13 protein-coding genes are annotated in these 15,411 nt (G+C 37.5%); 8 read left to right on the top strand and 5 right to left on the bottom strand.

The window, feature by feature from the left end:
• Nucleotides 1–63 precede the first annotated feature (63 nt).
• Together EPA86_RS02135 and EPA86_RS02130 are read right to left on the bottom strand one after the other, a co-directional pair.
• Nucleotides 64–966, bottom strand: coding sequence for a DUF350 domain-containing protein (locus EPA86_RS02135; RefSeq protein ID WP_140601394.1), 903 nt, complete (start codon nucleotides 964–966; stop codon nucleotides 64–66).
• 26 nt (nucleotides 967–992) lie between these two features.
• Complete coding sequence (locus EPA86_RS02130) at nucleotides 993–1,922, bottom strand: hypothetical protein (protein ID WP_140601547.1); 930 nt, start codon at nucleotides 1,920–1,922, stop codon at nucleotides 993–995.
• A gap of 186 nt (nucleotides 1,923–2,108) precedes the next feature.
• On the opposite strand from EPA86_RS02130, the gene glnE reads away from it, so the two are divergent.
• Complete coding sequence (gene glnE, locus EPA86_RS02125) at nucleotides 2,109–4,997, top strand: bifunctional [glutamate--ammonia ligase]-adenylyl-L-tyrosine phosphorylase/[glutamate--ammonia-ligase] adenylyltransferase (protein WP_140601393.1); 2,889 nt, start codon at nucleotides 2,109–2,111, stop codon at nucleotides 4,995–4,997.
• A 235-nt stretch (nucleotides 4,998–5,232) separates the two neighbouring features.
• Here the strand turns inward: glnE and EPA86_RS02120 are convergent, their stop codons facing one another.
• Nucleotides 5,233–5,934, bottom strand: a complete 702-nt coding sequence (locus tag EPA86_RS02120) for a TcpQ domain-containing protein (RefSeq protein WP_140601392.1) — start codon at nucleotides 5,932–5,934, stop codon at nucleotides 5,233–5,235.
• Nucleotides 5,935–6,035: 101 nt separating this feature from the next.
• A complete protein-coding gene (gene lpxL, locus EPA86_RS02115) occupies nucleotides 6,036–6,974 on the bottom strand; it encodes an LpxL/LpxP family Kdo(2)-lipid IV(A) lauroyl/palmitoleoyl acyltransferase (RefSeq protein WP_140601390.1) in 939 nt (312 codons plus the stop codon).
• 180 nt (nucleotides 6,975–7,154) lie between these two features.
• Here lpxL and EPA86_RS02110 point away from each other — a divergent pair, with 180 nt between their 5' ends.
• The 3 genes from EPA86_RS02110 to EPA86_RS02100 all read left to right on the top strand — a co-directional run bounded on the left by EPA86_RS02110 (nucleotide 7,155) and on the right by EPA86_RS02100 (nucleotide 10,957).
• Nucleotides 7,155–8,249: a glycosyltransferase family 4 protein gene (locus EPA86_RS02110; protein ID WP_140601388.1), complete on the top strand. Its 1,095-nt coding sequence runs from the start codon at nucleotides 7,155–7,157 to the stop codon at nucleotides 8,247–8,249.
• A gap of 210 nt (nucleotides 8,250–8,459) precedes the next feature.
• Complete coding sequence (locus EPA86_RS02105; RefSeq protein WP_140601386.1) at nucleotides 8,460–9,935, top strand: glutamate-cysteine ligase family protein; 1,476 nt, start codon at nucleotides 8,460–8,462, stop codon at nucleotides 9,933–9,935.
• Nucleotides 9,932–10,957, top strand: coding sequence for a M14 family metallopeptidase (locus EPA86_RS02100; protein WP_170309542.1), 1,026 nt, complete (start codon nucleotides 9,932–9,934; stop codon nucleotides 10,955–10,957). Before EPA86_RS02105 ends, EPA86_RS02100 begins: the two co-directional genes overlap by 4 nt.
• A gap of 172 nt (nucleotides 10,958–11,129) precedes the next feature.
• On the opposite strand, the gene tolC is transcribed toward EPA86_RS02100, so the two are convergent.
• Nucleotides 11,130–12,464, bottom strand: a complete 1,335-nt coding sequence (gene tolC, locus EPA86_RS02095) for an outer membrane channel protein TolC (RefSeq protein ID WP_140601382.1) — start codon at nucleotides 12,462–12,464, stop codon at nucleotides 11,130–11,132.
• Between the two features lie 202 nt (nucleotides 12,465–12,666).
• Here tolC and EPA86_RS02090 point away from each other — a divergent pair, with 202 nt between their 5' ends.
• The 4 genes from EPA86_RS02090 to EPA86_RS02075 all read left to right on the top strand — a co-directional run bounded on the left by EPA86_RS02090 (nucleotide 12,667) and on the right by EPA86_RS02075 (nucleotide 15,324).
• Complete coding sequence (locus EPA86_RS02090; RefSeq protein WP_246058208.1) at nucleotides 12,667–13,302, top strand: NUDIX domain-containing protein; 636 nt, start codon at nucleotides 12,667–12,669, stop codon at nucleotides 13,300–13,302.
• A 90-nt stretch (nucleotides 13,303–13,392) separates the two neighbouring features.
• On the top strand, nucleotides 13,393–13,866 hold the full coding sequence (locus EPA86_RS02085; RefSeq protein ID WP_140601380.1) for a DUF1249 domain-containing protein: 474 nt from the start codon (nucleotides 13,393–13,395) through the stop codon (nucleotides 13,864–13,866).
• 35 nt (nucleotides 13,867–13,901) lie between these two features.
• Entirely contained in the window at nucleotides 13,902–14,693 is a 792-nt protein-coding gene (locus EPA86_RS02080; protein ID WP_140601378.1) for a metallophosphoesterase, read from the top strand.
• A gap of 25 nt (nucleotides 14,694–14,718) precedes the next feature.
• Nucleotides 14,719–15,324 carry a YqiA/YcfP family alpha/beta fold hydrolase gene (locus tag EPA86_RS02075; RefSeq protein WP_140601376.1) on the top strand — a complete coding sequence of 202 codons (606 nt, stop codon included), beginning with the start codon at nucleotides 14,719–14,721 and terminating at the stop codon, nucleotides 15,322–15,324.
• Nucleotides 15,325–15,411: the final 87 nt, after the last annotated feature.

The raw sequence follows: 15,411 nt of genomic DNA, 5'->3' as shown, positions 1-15,411 counted from the left end.
GAAAGTAAAAAAGTAAGCAAATTGCTTTGCTTACTTTTTAAGTATGAGTAAACCTAAGAGTTACTAGGCCATTAAAGCCGTTAAGATTAGTGCAATAGCAATACTAGTCGCCATTTCGATGCTGGCAACACCAATATTATGCTGTTGATCAACTTCTTCAACTAAGTTGATACCCCATAACACAATGCGCTTAGCTAGGGCTGTAAGTATGGCAACGAGTAGTGTCATTACTACACCTATCACTAACCAACCTAATAAATTCATCACTAAAGTTTCAGGGCTATAAATTAAGAAATGACTTGCTGCAGTAACTGCTAATGCTGTACTGATCACTTGGCCGCTATAACGAATAGCAAGTGCTATCTGACCTTTGCTTAATGCTTCTTGTAAACAGTCTTCTTGGTTATTTTTCGCGTATTGATTCTCTCTGATACGAGTTACGATAACCAATACGGCTTGGGCGACAATAAAACCACTAGTAATTGCAATAAAGGTACTTAAGTTTAAGCCATCCACCCAGAGTAATACGGCTCTAATGACTATCGCTGTGGCAATTGCACCTGCTGCATCAATAATACCTATGGTTAAATTTTTCTCTTTAATTAAAGCGGTTTTATCTAAATGCTGTAAGGCAATCTTATCGTGAACTATACGTCCTACTTTGATAAGAATTAAGCCATAAGCACCGTAAGCAAACATCCCAACAATTTCCATAAGGTAACTAGTTGCAGCTTCTCCGGTGATTGCCCCTGTAAGTACAATACCTAGAGCTAAAATGCTACCTGCGACACTTAAACCAAAGGCGAAATTATCGTGATGTGCCAATTCTTCAGTAGTATTCACTTTGGCCGAAAGGCCAGAAAGAAAACGCATAGCGCCTAATAAAATAATTGCGATAGTGACATCGATAGCTAAATAAGTCAGTAGCTCCTGATTAACACCAACGAGTTCTATAAATGTATTCATAAATTGTCCCATGTATCCTATTATTCTTACTTGCCTCGGCTAAAGCCGCGAGACGTGTTGGTATTACTATTACGAAAGCTTGAATTCTTACGTGAGCTAGAGTTTTTCGCATAATTACTTTTTTTAATGTTATTACTGCGAAAGCGATTAGCACTCGTTTGAGCTGTTTTACTTTGGCCAGATAAGCTTGACGAACCACTGCGGTTTTTACTGTAAGGACTAGTAAACTTTTGCCCCTTGCTGGCAAAGGACTTTTTCACTCTATTATCTAGTTTTGTTTGCTTTCTTAATTGACTAGGTGAGCTATAGCGCGTTCTGCCATAATCGTTGTAATAGCTGTAATTACGAGATCTTCCCCAATCGTTATAATAAGTACGTCGACCAAACAAGTCTCCCATCATGGAGTACATACCATACCAAGCCCAAAAAGACATGCCATTGCTACCAGTTGTCCACTGACCGTAGTTTGGATTGCCAATTAATTGCTCACCTACACCAAAGTCTTGTGCTTTATTGGCAAGCATACTTTGATCTTTAGATAGTGCATTAATACGTGGAAGTTCGCCATCTGACATATCGGCTAGAACATTCAGTGGGTCACTAAGGGCGTCAGAGTAAAGTACCGGATCTGCGGCTTGATAGATATTAAGCAATTCATTGTATAGCGCCTGACTGGATTCGAACATTTGTGGTTGTTCTTTTGCCGTGTTTACCCTATCTAACAAGGCTTTATACATAGGCCCTTGCATTGAAGCATCTTTTTGGAATTCTGCAATCAAAGGAGATAGGTTAGGCTTTAACGCTAATACTTTATCAGCATATTGCTGAATTAAATTAGCATTACGTATTTCACCGTTCTCAAGAGCTTGACCTAATTGCGCAACTCTTTGTTCGGTGATGGGTAGTTGTTGGGATATTTGCTCTTTTACTGGGTCGCCACAAGCAGACAACAACATAATTGTTATCAAGGCAGCACCATGTTGAAAGTAACGTTTCAACCAACTCCTACATAAAAAATCTCTATTAAAGGCCTGCATTTATGCCATTATCTCCTCAAAAATGCTAAGTTATCACATTATTACTGATTTTCTTATTAATAGCACCATTGACATATTATGTCTATAGCCGACATAGGAATGCCCATGAATTCATCTGACACATCTTCATCATTACTGTTACCAGCTTCATTAACTGATTTATCCGAAAAAAGATGGCAAATCTTTGCTGAACAACACCCAAGTATTGCTCAGCAGTTATCTCAAAGCCAATTATCACAATTTAAACAAGCCATTGCACTCAGTGATTTTGTTTTTAAAAGTGCTCAACAAGCACCAGATTTAGTTTTTGCGTTATTTAATCAAGGGCTGCTTGATAATAAAGACGATTTTGTTATGCCAAATTATCAAGCATTGTTGACTGACTTACTTAATGATTGCCAAGATGAAGCACAACTGCACCGACTGTTAAGGCGTTTTCGTTTACAGCAGATGGTAGCAATCGCGATAGCTGATATGGTACTTGATGTTGAATTAGATTTGTCACTTGCTTGTTTATCTTCATTAGCTGATGAATTGATTTTAGCCAGTTTGAATTGGCTAACAATTTTTTGCCAAAATAAGTGGGGAACACCAGTAAATGCACAGGGTGAAACACAAGTATTACTCGTTTATGGTATGGGAAAACTAGGCGGCAAAGAGCTAAATTTCTCATCAGATATTGACTTGATTTTTACTTATCCTGAAAGTGGTGAAACCATTAATTGCCGTAGAGCTTTAGATAATCAGCAATTTTTCACTCGACTTGCACAAAAGCTCATTAGTTCTTTACATCAAGTGACCGCTGATGGTTTTGTTTATCGAGTGGATATGCGCTTAAGACCCTTTGGAGACAGTGGCCCACTCGTTCTAACGTTCAATGCCATGGAAGATTACTATCAAGAGCAGGGCAGAGATTGGGAACGTTATGCCATGCTAAAAGCTCGTTTAGTCGGTGACAGTCCTTATCATGACACCTTATCTACTATGTTGCGTCCCTTTGTATATCGTCGTTATATTGATTTTAGTGTGATAGATAGTTTACGTCGTATGAAAATGATGATTTCACAAGAAGTTCGACGTAAGCAACTGGTTAATAATATCAAGCTAGGTGCAGGCGGAATTCGTGAAATAGAGTTTATTGTTCAAGTTTTTCAATTGATACGTGGTGGTAGAGATAAATCCTTACAGCAAAGGCGATTACTTACTGTGTTGCCTTTATTGGTTGATGTAGGTGAAATTAACGCCTCGAGCAGAATTGTGCTTGAAGGTGCTTATCGCTTTCTAAGACGTGTTGAAAATATTATTCAAGCCCTAGACGATAAACAAACCCAAACCTTACCTGATGATGATATTAACCAGCAACGAATTTTATCGATATTAAATATTGCAAATTGGACAGAATTTTTAATTATCTTACAAGAGCATATGGATGCGGTTCATCAAGAATTTGATTTACTTATTGGAATTGAAAGCCCGAATCATCAGGCACAGGATGAGCACTGGACTACCTTATGGTTAAGTCGCTGGAGTGATGAAGAATCAATTGCTTGGTTAGAACAAGAAAATAAGCCTTGGCGTAGCGATAAAGTTTGGTCACTACTCAGTGATTTTAGAGCTGAGACAGAGAAAAGAAGTTTAGGTAATCGAGGTAGGCAAGTTCTTGAAAAACTGATCCCTATGCTCATTTGTCATATTCAAGATAAGACACAAAGTGAAGTAGTACTTGAGCGAGTGTTGCATGTATTTAATAAGATTATCACTCGTACTGCATACTTAGAGTTATTGTTTGAAAATGAAGGTGCTTTAAAGCAACTGATTCATTTATGTCAGGCGAGTAGTTGGGTGACTGACTATATTGCAAAGTACCCTATTTTATTAGATGAATTAATTGATCCTAAGTTATTACATAACCCACCACAGTTGAGTGCATACGCTTTAGAATTGCGCGAACGGATGTTGCGTATTCCAGAAGAGGATTTAGAAGCGCAAATGGAAGCACTAAGGCAATTTAAGCAATCACAACAATTACGAATTGCAGCTGCTGATATTGCTAATGTGCTTTCTGTTAATCAAGTCAGCCAACACCTTACTTCACTAGCAGAGGCGATTGTCGATGAAGTGATAAGTCTTGCTTGGCAGCAAGTTGCACAGCGTTTTGGCGTGCCTAGCTCTTGTGCTGATGCTCAGAGTGTAACGCACCATAATAACTTTGGTGTTATTGCTTATGGTAAGACGGGTGGAAGTGAGTTGGGTTATAGCTCTGATTTGGACTTAGTCTTTGTTCACCAAAGTGAACGTGATGAAATGACCACAGGTGAAAAGTCGGTATCTGCGAGTCAGTTTTATATGAAGTTAGCTCAACGTATGATGCATATTTTTAATACGCGCATGAGTAGTGGTATTTTGTACGAATTAGATATGCGCTTGAGACCTTCAGGTAATTCTGGCGTGTTGGTTGTTCACCTTAATACGTTTGCACAATATCAACATGAGGATGCTTGGACTTGGGAGCATCAAGCGCTTGTGCGAGCGAGAATGATCTATGGTAACACTTTAATATGCGAAGAGTTTGCTAACATTCGTCATGATGTTTTATCAAAAGAAAGAGACTTAGAACAACTCAAAGAAGACGTGAAAGAAATGCGCGAAAAAATGCGTTCGCATCTTGATAAATCAACACATGACTTGCTTGATATCAAACAAGGTGTGGGTGGTTTAGTTGATATTGAGTTTCTAGCCCAGTATTTGGTATTAGCTTACTGTGCTCAGTACCAATCCATCAGTCAAAATGCTGATAATATAGGTATTTTTAAGCAGCTAGCAGAGCAGTCAATTTTAACAACACAGGAAAGTGCAATATTAGGAGAGACATATCAAAACTTGCGCGCATTAGGACATCAAGCAAGTATGCAAAATGCAGAGCAAAAGCTTGCAAAATCAGGTTTTGAGCAACAAAAAGTAATAGAGTCTCTATGGCATAAGTACTTGCAGTAGCTGAAAATATTTATGCTCTAATTGCTAGCAATAGATTGAATTAATATAACCTGACCTCGGGATAATAACTTGCTTCCTAGCAGTCTATTTTCTTACTACAGCGTTAAATTAGTTTGCAATAGACTAGCTATTGGCGCACTAATTTGCCTTGTATTAAGAAAATTAGCCAAGCTAGAATAAATATAAATTTACATACACTTCAAAAAGCTAGCTAATTTCTTAAACCGAGTTGAGGTTAATATAGTTTGTCGGTACCTTGAAGTATGCACTCTTCATCGAGGAAAATATTTTCTTCATCTTCGATAACAACGATAGCGCGTTGACGATTGCAAAAGTAAATTGCTAGTCCTTCTTCAAAGTGACCTTCAATAGCTTTGCCAATTTGGTAAGCCGTAGAAAGTAGATCTTTTTCAATGCGAAACGGGTCTTTTACGATAAAATCACGGTTTAACCACCAAATGAGCTCTACACCACCTTTATCAGCATACTCAGAAAGCTTGATATTCAGCGCTTGACCTTTTCTGAAAGGGCGAGATTCTATGCTGCCATGCCAATTCTTTTTATAGGGGCGTACAATCATTTCTCGTGCTTGCAGGATTTTTTCCAAATCACCTTTAGGCTCAGGTAAATAAACAATATTGTTTTTTATTTTGGGACCATCGCCGTCAATATCATCGCCATGTAGATTAGCGTAAAATTTAGATAAACCAATAGCAGCCTTGTTAGTGGTACTTGGAGTGGCAACTTTAGGTTTACTGGTGCTAACTGCTTGATAAGCTTCTTTAGGCGGAGTATCAATGACGCTAGGCTTTTCCTCTACTTCCGCCTGTCCAAGGGAGCCATCAAGTGACAATAGAAAGTCTTGATTGGCAAAAAATGCCCACGCTAATCCTGACAATATTATTGCGAGAATAAAATTACGTAGCCAAAAGTTCATTACTTAATCAACACCTTAAATCGTTATAATAGTTATAACTTTACGCAAAGAAGTTTATTTATACAAATTTTGGCAGAGTATTTATCTACATAGCTCGAATATTATTTATATAATGAAGGGTCTTCTGGGTTAGGTCTGGTTTTAAAACGTCTATGTAACCACATATATTGTTCAGGTTTAACGGAAATTGCTTTTTCTAATTCTTGGTTTACACGAGTTACATCCGCAATATCGTCATTGGTAGGGAAGTTTTCAAATGGCGGTAAAATTTCAAGGGTGTAGCCGCTACCATCATCATTTCTAATAGGCAAAATCATCATGGTTTCAACATTTTTTTGTCGAGCAAAAATAAGGGTACCTGTTGTTGATGCTGCTTCTTTTACACCAAAAAATGGAACAAAAACACTGCGGTTTCTACCATAATCTTGATCTGGTAAGTAAATACATACTTCGCCATCGTGCAAGGCTTTAATTAACCCTTTTACATCTCGCTTACCTAACATGTACTTGTTAGAGCGACCTCGGCCCCTAAATTGAAAATATTCCATTAACTGGTTGTTATGTGGTCGATAGAAAACAACCATAGGGTGGCCATAACCAACACCACGGGCATTCATTTCAACACTAAGGTAATGCATGGCAAGTAATAAAACACCTTTGCCTTCTTTTTTTGCTTTTTCTAAATGATGAAGGCCTTTGATAGTCATTTTGCGTTTAACACGCCAGTCAGGCCACCACCAGCCCATGCCTGTTTCAAGTAAAGCGATACCTGTATTCTCAAAGTTAGCTTTTAATATACGTTGTAGCTCTGCTTCATCTTTTTCAGGAAAGCATAACCTTAAGTTTGTTAAAGCGACGCGTTGTCGCTTAGACCCTAGCTTGAATAATAACCTACCGATAAGTCTACCTAAGGAGAGTTGGAGTTTATAAGGTAGCCAAGAAATACTATAAAGAATAAAAACGCCAAGCCAAGTTGGCCAATATTTTGGTAATAAAAAAGAGAATTTAAAATCAGGTTGTAAAACTTTGTTTTTACTCACAACAGCTATCACTATGGCTTATTTAAGGCTGGCGCTGATTATACCCAAGTAATCGAGAATAGCGAATAGCAGTTAAACGATGAAATTTTGATATTTTTTGTAAAAGCGCTATTTTGCCCACCCTGTTTTACAGTAGAATAGCGGTTTATATGATAATAGTTGAATGAATGAGTTTTTTTGATGACAAGTTCCACAAGCCAAGTAGCCAATGAATCTGAAGTAGAGTTAATTATAGGTAACTCTAATAGTAATTTCTCCGGTGTCACTTCAACTATGTTACAGGTGTTGTCTCATCAACGAGCATTAATTAATTTACGTGTTATGGGGAAACACCATTTGCCAGACCCAAGTTTGGCTATTAGTTTTTGGCAAGTAGCTAAAATGTGTCGTAAGCCGCTAAAAAATGGAAAATATAGAATATTCCATGCTCGTCGTGTAGATGAAATGATCCAAGCATTAATTTTGAAATATATCTTTAGAGCAAAAATTAAAGTGGTATTTAGTTCAGCGGCACAACGATACCGTTCAGGTTTCACCTTATGGTTAACGGATAGAATGGATGCTGTTTTAGCAATGTGCAAAGCGTCAGCTAGCTTTTTACACCGAAAACCCGATGCAATTATTTATCATGGTGTTAAAACGGATGTCTATATACCGCCTGAAAATAAAGAGGCTGCATGGCAATCGTTAAATTTGTTACCTAGTCATATTAATAAAGGTAGGCGTGGTATTGCTATACTTGGTCGTGTTAGGAAACAAAAAGGTGTGCACCTTTTCGTACAAGGCTGTATTGATGTCTTAAATGAGTACCCTGATTATACCGCGGTAATTGTTGGTTCTATTTCTGGTTCTAACGAATCGTTTGTTAATGAACTAAAAGAGCAAATCGCGCAAGCTAATTTGTCCGAGCGTATTGTATTTGCAGGTGAGCAAGATTTTGCCGATATTCCAGGGATCTTTAGTGCATTATCTCTAGTGGTAGCATTAAGTGAGAATGAAGGTTTTGGACTAACTATTCTTGAAGCAATGAGCAGTGGCGCTGCGGTACTGGCATCTGAGGCTGGGGCATGGCCTGAGGTTGTTAGACAAGGGATTGATGGTTATGTGGTTCCTATTAATGATTCAGCGGCAGTTAAGGATAAGCTCAATACACTACTGAATGATGATGACAAACTGGCTGAAATGGGAACTGCAGGCAGAGCGCGAGTACTTGAGCTTTATTCTGTCGAGCGTGAAGCCAATGAGCTTTGTGACTTTTTTAGAAAGCTAATGTAGTTTGCTTTTATCGACAGTGACTTTTCTTAACCTAGTTACCTTTTCATACCATTAAATTCAGTACCTAGCAGTAATTCATACTGGTAGGTTTTTAAACGTTAAATTTACTTATTTTCAGCCACTAAAGTCTAAGTAGAATAAATATTATTTTTCATATAATCTAAATACATACCATCTTTATTTATAGTTATTCTATAAGGTGAGCAGGATATGGGGCGTAATGTTGTTGAGCAAGATTATAGCGCAGATGATTATGAAAAATTTAACCGTAAAATTCATGATCAACTTGATACCTTAAAACAAGTTATTGCTAAACCAAGTTTTGGCCAAGGTGATATTTATATTGGTGCAGAGCTTGAAATATACTTAATGAATGCTCAGCATCAAGTAAGCCCAGTAAACTTGGAGTTGCTTGACTTACTGCAAGATGAACAGTTTCAATCTGAACTAAACACTTATAATCTCGAATTAAATCTTTCACCGGTTAAAGCCGCAGGAAAGCCTTTTAGTCAACTTACCCAAGAAATTTTAGCTAAGTTTGTCCACTTAAATTCAACGGCAGCAAAACTTGGAACAAGGCCTGTTGCCATAGGCATATTACCTACATTGGCAGAGCAGCATTTATCCAATGGCTATATGACAGATTTAGGGCGATATAAGTCACTTGCTCGAGAATTATGTAAGCTTAGAGGCGAACCATTTCATATTAAAATTGATGGTGATGAGCCCATTGATTTTCATACCTCAGAATTATGTACGGAAGGCGCTAATACGTCGTTCCAAGTACATTTAATGACAGAAAAAGATAAGTTTGCTGATACCTTTAATGCTGCTCAACTTAGCTTACCTATGTCATTAGCTATTTCTGCAAACTCCGGAGTTTTTCTTGGTAATTGTGCTTGGGATGAAACACGTGTGGCATTATTTAAGCAGTCTACCGATAGCCGAATGCCAGATCATAATAATTGGCGTGAGCCTTCTCGAGTAACTTTTGGCCATGGCTGGGTTCGTAAAGGTGCGTGGGAGCTATTCTCTGAGACAGTAAATTTATACCAACCTATTATGCCTGAAACTTTTCCTGAAAAAACATATGAGCACAATCCAGAACTTGCGGAGTTAAATTTTCATATGGGAACGACTTGGCCTTGGAATCGACCCATTTATTCGCCAGCAGGTAAAGGCCATGTACGCATTGAATTTCGAGCATTACCCGCAGGTCCCACGGCATTAGATATGACCGCCAATGCGGCATTTGCTATTGGTATGGCTGTTGGTTTAGCGCCAAAAATTGAACAATACTTATCGAGAATTCCATTTCAGTTTGCTAATTATAACTTTTATCGAGCAGCAAAAAATGGCTTAGATGCCACCATATTATGGCCGCAAAACTATCAAAACAAACCTGTTGAAGTACCTATTAAGAATGTTATTGATGATATGTTACTGGTTGCCAATGACGGCTTAAATTCATTAGGTGTTAGCTGTGAAGAGCGTGATAAATATTTACAAATAATTCAAAAAAGGTTGTCTGTAGGAGTAACAGGAGGCAGCTGGGCCAAAAATACCTTAAAGCATTTACGTCACTCTCTACCTAATGATGAAGCTTGTGAAAAAATGCTCGAGCTATTTTACGCTAATCAACTCGAAGGATTACCCATTAGTGAATGGCATCGGTGTTGGTTATGAAGACCTTTCTAAGAACAACCAACTATATTCAAGAGCCGTTTAATAGCGATATTCATAGTAATCCACTAGCTTTTTTACGAGAATTAAACGGCTTAACTATTTTTGATGTCAAAGGCATTGATGAAACACGTACTCGGGTTATTACAACATTAATTCATGGCAATGAGCCCTCTGGTTTTATTGCCTTGCATCAATGGCTAATTGCGAAAGTAAAGCCTGCGGTGAATATTCGCTTTATTGTTTGTAACCCTGAGGCAGCGAAACTTTGCCCTGAGTTCTCTCATCGCTATTTATATGAAGCACAAGATTTAAATCGCTACTTTGATTTAAGCAAAGATCCAAAAAGTTGTATCAGTTTAAGGGCTAAGCAAATTATACAAGCAGTTAGAGAAGTTAATCCTGAAGCTATTATTGATTTGCATAATACCTCAGGCAGCAGTCCCGCGTTTGGTGTTTCTGTGTCTGATAACGATAAAGTACTTGATTTAATTTCACTGTTTACTAATAAGGTTATACTCACTGGTTTGCATGTTGGCGCGATTATGGAGCAAGATTTTTCAGCACCCATTGTCACTATTGAGTGCGGTGGTGCTACTGAACAGTTATCTCATCAAGTGGCGATTGCAGGGGTTGGAAAATACACAAGCAATGATTGTATTTTTGATCATCATGCAGACAAAGTAGATATTCACCGTTTTCCTTGTCGTGTTGAATTGAAACCAGAGATTATCTTGGGGTTTGGAGATTATGCTTTGCTAACCGCAGATATTACCGTAAGAACCGATATCGAAAGGCTTAATCAGCAGTTAACCCCTGCAGGAGAATTAATTGGCTGGTATAACAAAGGTGATAATTTGCCGTTAATAGCAAAAGATGAACAAGGGAACGACCAGCTATTGCAATTACTCACTTTAAAGAATGGTTGTATTTACACGAAACAATCACTGCAATTGTTTATGGCGACGACTAAGTTGGATATTGCCAATAATGATTGCTTATTTTATGCCACCATAGAGTCATAGTGGTTAGTGCTCCTTCATGAGGATAGCTATTTTTCTGCACTTCATTACTTATGTACAGCAAGTATTAACATGAAAGTACTTATCAGCGAAAGTTGAGTACTAAGCAGACATAAAAAAAGCGATTCATTAACTATGAATCGCTTTTCTAATTAAGAAGTTTTACTTTTAAGCATTAATTTTGCGCCATCAGGCCAGAATTAATTGCATTGATGTCTTCTTCTGTAATGGTACCTGCAGCACGTTTTAATAATAAAACATTTTGAATGTAACCATAACGTGTTGAAGAAAGGTTACGCTTAGCGTTATATAAGTTACGAGTGCTGTCTAATACGTCAACAATAGTACGTGTACCTACTTCAAAACCTGCTTCTGTTGCCTCAAGTGCTTTTTGAGCACTTAATACAGATTGCTCTAATGCTTTAATAGCTGAGATACCCGCAATAACAGTGTTATAAGCATTACGTGTTGTACGAACTACACTACGGTGTGTTAATGATAAGTCTTGGCTTGCAGCAACAAATTGGTTTTGTGCTTTTCGTACTGAGCTTTCAATAGCACCACCAGAATAAATTGGTACATTAAGTTGAACACCCACAGAGTAGTCATCTAAACGAGGGCCACCCACACCGTCAGTTTCGCCATCATTACTGTTGTAACTTGCGCCAAAATCAAGGGTTGGGTAGTGTCCAGAGCGAGCAATATTGATATTGTCTTTAGCGATATCAATACCAACTTTTGCAGCAATTAAGTCTAAGTTTTTCGCTTCTGCTTTTACTTGCCACTCATCTGCACTGCTTGGTGATGGTAAACTAGTACTGAAACGATCAGTGTTTAACACACTCACATTTTTCGGGTAAGCATTGGTAATAACTCTGAGTTCTTCTTCCGCTTGGTAAATAGCATTTTCAGCACGAATTTCTTCTGTTACGGCATTATCGTATTGTGCCTGAGCTTCATGCACATCGGTAATAGCCGTTAATCCAACCGAAAAACGTTGTTTAGTTTGCTCTAATTGACGAGCAATGGCTTCTTTTTCTGCTTTTGCAAACACTAAATCATCTTTAGTGCTTAATAAGTCAAAGTAAGCTTTTGTTACACGGGTAATTAAGTCTTGTTTTGCCACTTGGTAAGTTAAGTCGCTTTGATGTGCTGATTTTTCAGCATTATCTAAACGTAACCAGCTGTCGTGATGGTACAATTGCATATTTAAATTAGCACCATAGCCTAAGCTATTAAACTCAACAGTTGAGACATTTCCAGTTAATCTGCTATATGACTCACGTTCACCATCTGAGTATGAGCCGTTAGCACTTATTTGTGGTAGTAGTACTGCACGTGCTTGAACAATATCTTCTTGCACTACTTTAAATTGAGCCTGTGCTTTTAGAACAACAGGGTCGTTTAATAATGCTTGTTGATATACGGTAAGTAAGTCATCTGCCTGTGCACTTGTGCTAGATAGCGCACCTGCAATGGCTATAATTAGGGTGCTTAATGATTTTTTCATGAGTAAGGTATTCCTTGTGTGCAAATGCACGCGTATTACATTTTGTTTTTATACTCGGCTATGTTACAGAAGTTTTTAAATTAACCAAATAAAATAACTGTTTACTAGTGTAACAAATTATTATATTTGCGTAATAAACATAGCATAATACTTTAAATATCGATGATTTACTCGATAAATTAACCTGAATAAGGATAAATAAGTGATTAATGATAACCTTGATGCACCTATGCTTAGGTACAATGAAAATGACGTAGAAATTAAGTCAATTGAAACTCAATACCAAGGCTTTTTTGCGATTAATGTTTATCAGTTAACTCATAAGCTCTTTTCTGGAAAGACTAGCCAAGTTATCAAGCGAGAAATGTTTGAACGGGGTGATGCTGTTGTATTGATGCCATACGATATTAAGGCAGATAAAGTCTTATTAATTGAACAGTTTAGACCAGGTGCCTTGCGCAGTAATGAGAATCCTTGGTTATTAGAATTTATTGCTGGCATGTTTGCTAAAGATGAAAGCCCTATTGATGTCGCGATACGTGAAGCTAAAGAAGAAGCAAATATTGATATTAGAGCACAAGATATTTCCCCTGTGATGAAGTACCTTTCGAGCCCCGGTGGAATGAGCGAGTGCATTCATTTGTATCTAGCTCAAATTGACTCAACTAAGGTAGAGGTTGGCGGCGTATTTGGATTAGATGAGGAAAATGAAGATATTTTGTTACATCTTGTGCCAAGAGAAGAAGCTTTTTCTTTATTATCAGCGGGTAAAATAACCAACGCATCAACTATTATCGCTTTGCAATGGCTCGCATTAAACTATCAAACACTGAAATAACTAATCCTTGGTGCCGTAAAACATCAAATTAAGGTAAACTTACTTAATAGGTTCACCTACAATGCGTTAATACTTTAGAAGGGGAGGGTGATGAGTTTTTTTCCAAATAAACAAAAACAGAAGAAATATCAGCCTAACCTTGTTAGTTTGATGACATTGTGTGCCAATAATTACATGCTCTTAACTAAGCTATTGGCTGGCAATGAACAGCTTCATGAGCAACGTCAGTTTTGTATTAATGAGTCATTAGCTTATTGTATTAAGATTATTGAAGTTACTCGTTATACCTCAGTGGTAACTATTGAGCAGCAGTCGATTAAAACGATCAGTGATGCAAAAATTGCTAAGTTATTTAAACCTCGTATGGAGATTCGACTCTATCATGATGCCCGTATGGCGGAGGTGATAAAAAGCCAAGACGTTAGACAAATTAAGCCTCGCTATGATTATCCTAATCAGCATATGCATCAGCAAGATGAAAAACAGCAAATTAATCAGTTTTTACACGATTGGCTTCATCTATGTTTGTCTATGGGGCAAACGCAAGTCGTCCTTGAAAGTTAGTTCTCTTAATTCTATTTAATGAATTCGCGGTAAATATGTTAGCAAACAATCAGCAGCCTTCGCTTCAAGTAGTACAAATTTCAGATAGCCATTTATTTGCAGAGCAAGGCCAGTTGCATTGTGGTGTTGATGTTTTAGCTAATTTAAAACGAGTTCTTTTTTCTATTGCAGAAAATGACGAGATAGATTGTCTAGTTTTCACTGGAGATTTAACCCAAGATCATAGCGATGCTTCTTATCAGCAATTTGCTGATGCTTTTGCCCTTGCTAATATTACTATTCCCTGTTTTTTTCTTGCAGGCAATCACGATGAACAAGCTTTATTAAATAAGTTCTTAGTGAATAAACCATTTAAGCAAGATAAAACTATTTCCAAGCATAATTGGCAAATTCAGTTAGTGAATAGTAAAAGCGATACACCCGCTGGTTACTTTGCCCAAGATGAAGTGGTAAGGTTGAGCAAAGTGATCAATCAGTCATGCCATCAGTTAGTGATGATGCACCATCACCCTGTAAATGTTGGTTATTTTATCGACCGACATGGTTTAGAAAATCAAGCTACTTTCTGGCAATGTATAAATAAGCACAAAAATATTCGTGCAATAGCTTGTGGGCACGTCCATGGTGCACATTATTTTCCCGCTCAAAATAAAGGGGACCAGCGAAGTTACCAAAGTGCAGATGTTTATACTTGTCCAGCAACATCGATACAATTTGACCCTAGTGTTGATGGCGTGTCTGCATTAGCTTTAGGCCCCGCTTATAGAATATTCTCTTTATTTGAAGGTGGTCAGTTAGAAACTGAAGTGGTTAGATTGCCATGTTAAGTAAAAAAAATTTATTAGGTGTTTAATGACTCAACAACATATTTTATATATCCATGGCTTTAATTCTTCACCTTTATCAATTAAAGCTGAACAAACCAGAGGTTTTTTTGCAAAATATTACCCTAAGGTTGTGTTTCACTGTCCACAAGTTGCAACCACGCCAAGTGCTGCCCTTCAACAATTAGAAGATATTGTCGAGCAAAGTACTGAAGACAGCACTAAAGATAGCTGGGCGCTAATTGGTTCTTCATTGGGCGGATATTTCTCAAATTATTTAAGTGAGAAATATGATATCCCAGCCGTATTGATAAATCCTTCGGTAACACCGTACAAATTATTAAGTGATTATATCGGTGAACAGAAAAATCCTTATACCGATGAAGTGTACTTTGTAACAGAGCAGCATATGCATCAACTTAAAGCAATAGAACAAGTTGCTCCTAAGATTGACAGTGAACAAAAAAATAATTATTTGGTCATGGTACAAACGGGCGATGAAGTGTTAGATTATCAACAAGCTGCAACTAAGTACCAATATTGCCAATTAATTGTTGAGCAAGGCGGTGATCATAGTTTTATTGACTATGAACAACATTTACCTGCTATTGCTGATTTTTTACAATTAAAGTAAAGTTTACCTGCATTAACAACTCATGAATTTTATGACTTCTACAAGAACTTGAGGGAGCATAAAGATTAAAACTAATAATAGAAAGTG

The organism is Litorilituus lipolyticus (assembly GCF_006439335.1).
GTDB lineage: Bacteria > Pseudomonadota > Gammaproteobacteria > Enterobacterales > Alteromonadaceae > Colwellia > Colwellia lipolytica.
Note: the sequence above shows the minus strand (reverse complement) of the source record. Positions and strands in the feature narration are given on the sequence as shown.

What these genes read in the sequence shown, in the direction of transcription:
- tolC (WP_140601382.1), bottom strand. Translation starts at nt 12,464, where the DNA reads ATGAAAAAATCATTAAGCACCCTAATTATAGCCATTGCAGGTGCGCTA.
- EPA86_RS02135 (WP_140601394.1), bottom strand. Translation starts at nt 966, where the DNA reads ATGAATACATTTATAGAACTCGTTGGTGTTAATCAGGAGCTACTGACT.
- EPA86_RS02080 (WP_140601378.1), top strand. Translation starts at nt 13,902, where the DNA reads ATGTTAGCAAACAATCAGCAGCCTTCGCTTCAAGTAGTACAAATTTCA.
- EPA86_RS02120 (WP_140601392.1), bottom strand. Translation starts at nt 5,934, where the DNA reads ATGAACTTTTGGCTACGTAATTTTATTCTCGCAATAATATTGTCAGGA.
- glnE (WP_140601393.1), top strand. Translation starts at nt 2,109, where the DNA reads ATGAATTCATCTGACACATCTTCATCATTACTGTTACCAGCTTCATTA.
- EPA86_RS02100 (WP_170309542.1), top strand. Translation starts at nt 9,932, where the DNA reads ATGAAGACCTTTCTAAGAACAACCAACTATATTCAAGAGCCGTTTAAT.
- EPA86_RS02130 (WP_140601547.1), bottom strand. Translation starts at nt 1,922, where the DNA reads ATGTTGTTGTCTGCTTGTGGCGACCCAGTAAAAGAGCAAATATCCCAA.
- EPA86_RS02085 (WP_140601380.1), top strand. Translation starts at nt 13,393, where the DNA reads ATGAGTTTTTTTCCAAATAAACAAAAACAGAAGAAATATCAGCCTAAC.
- EPA86_RS02110 (WP_140601388.1), top strand. Translation starts at nt 7,155, where the DNA reads ATGACAAGTTCCACAAGCCAAGTAGCCAATGAATCTGAAGTAGAGTTA.
- EPA86_RS02075 (WP_140601376.1), top strand. Translation starts at nt 14,719, where the DNA reads ATGACTCAACAACATATTTTATATATCCATGGCTTTAATTCTTCACCT.
- EPA86_RS02105 (WP_140601386.1), top strand. Translation starts at nt 8,460, where the DNA reads ATGGGGCGTAATGTTGTTGAGCAAGATTATAGCGCAGATGATTATGAA.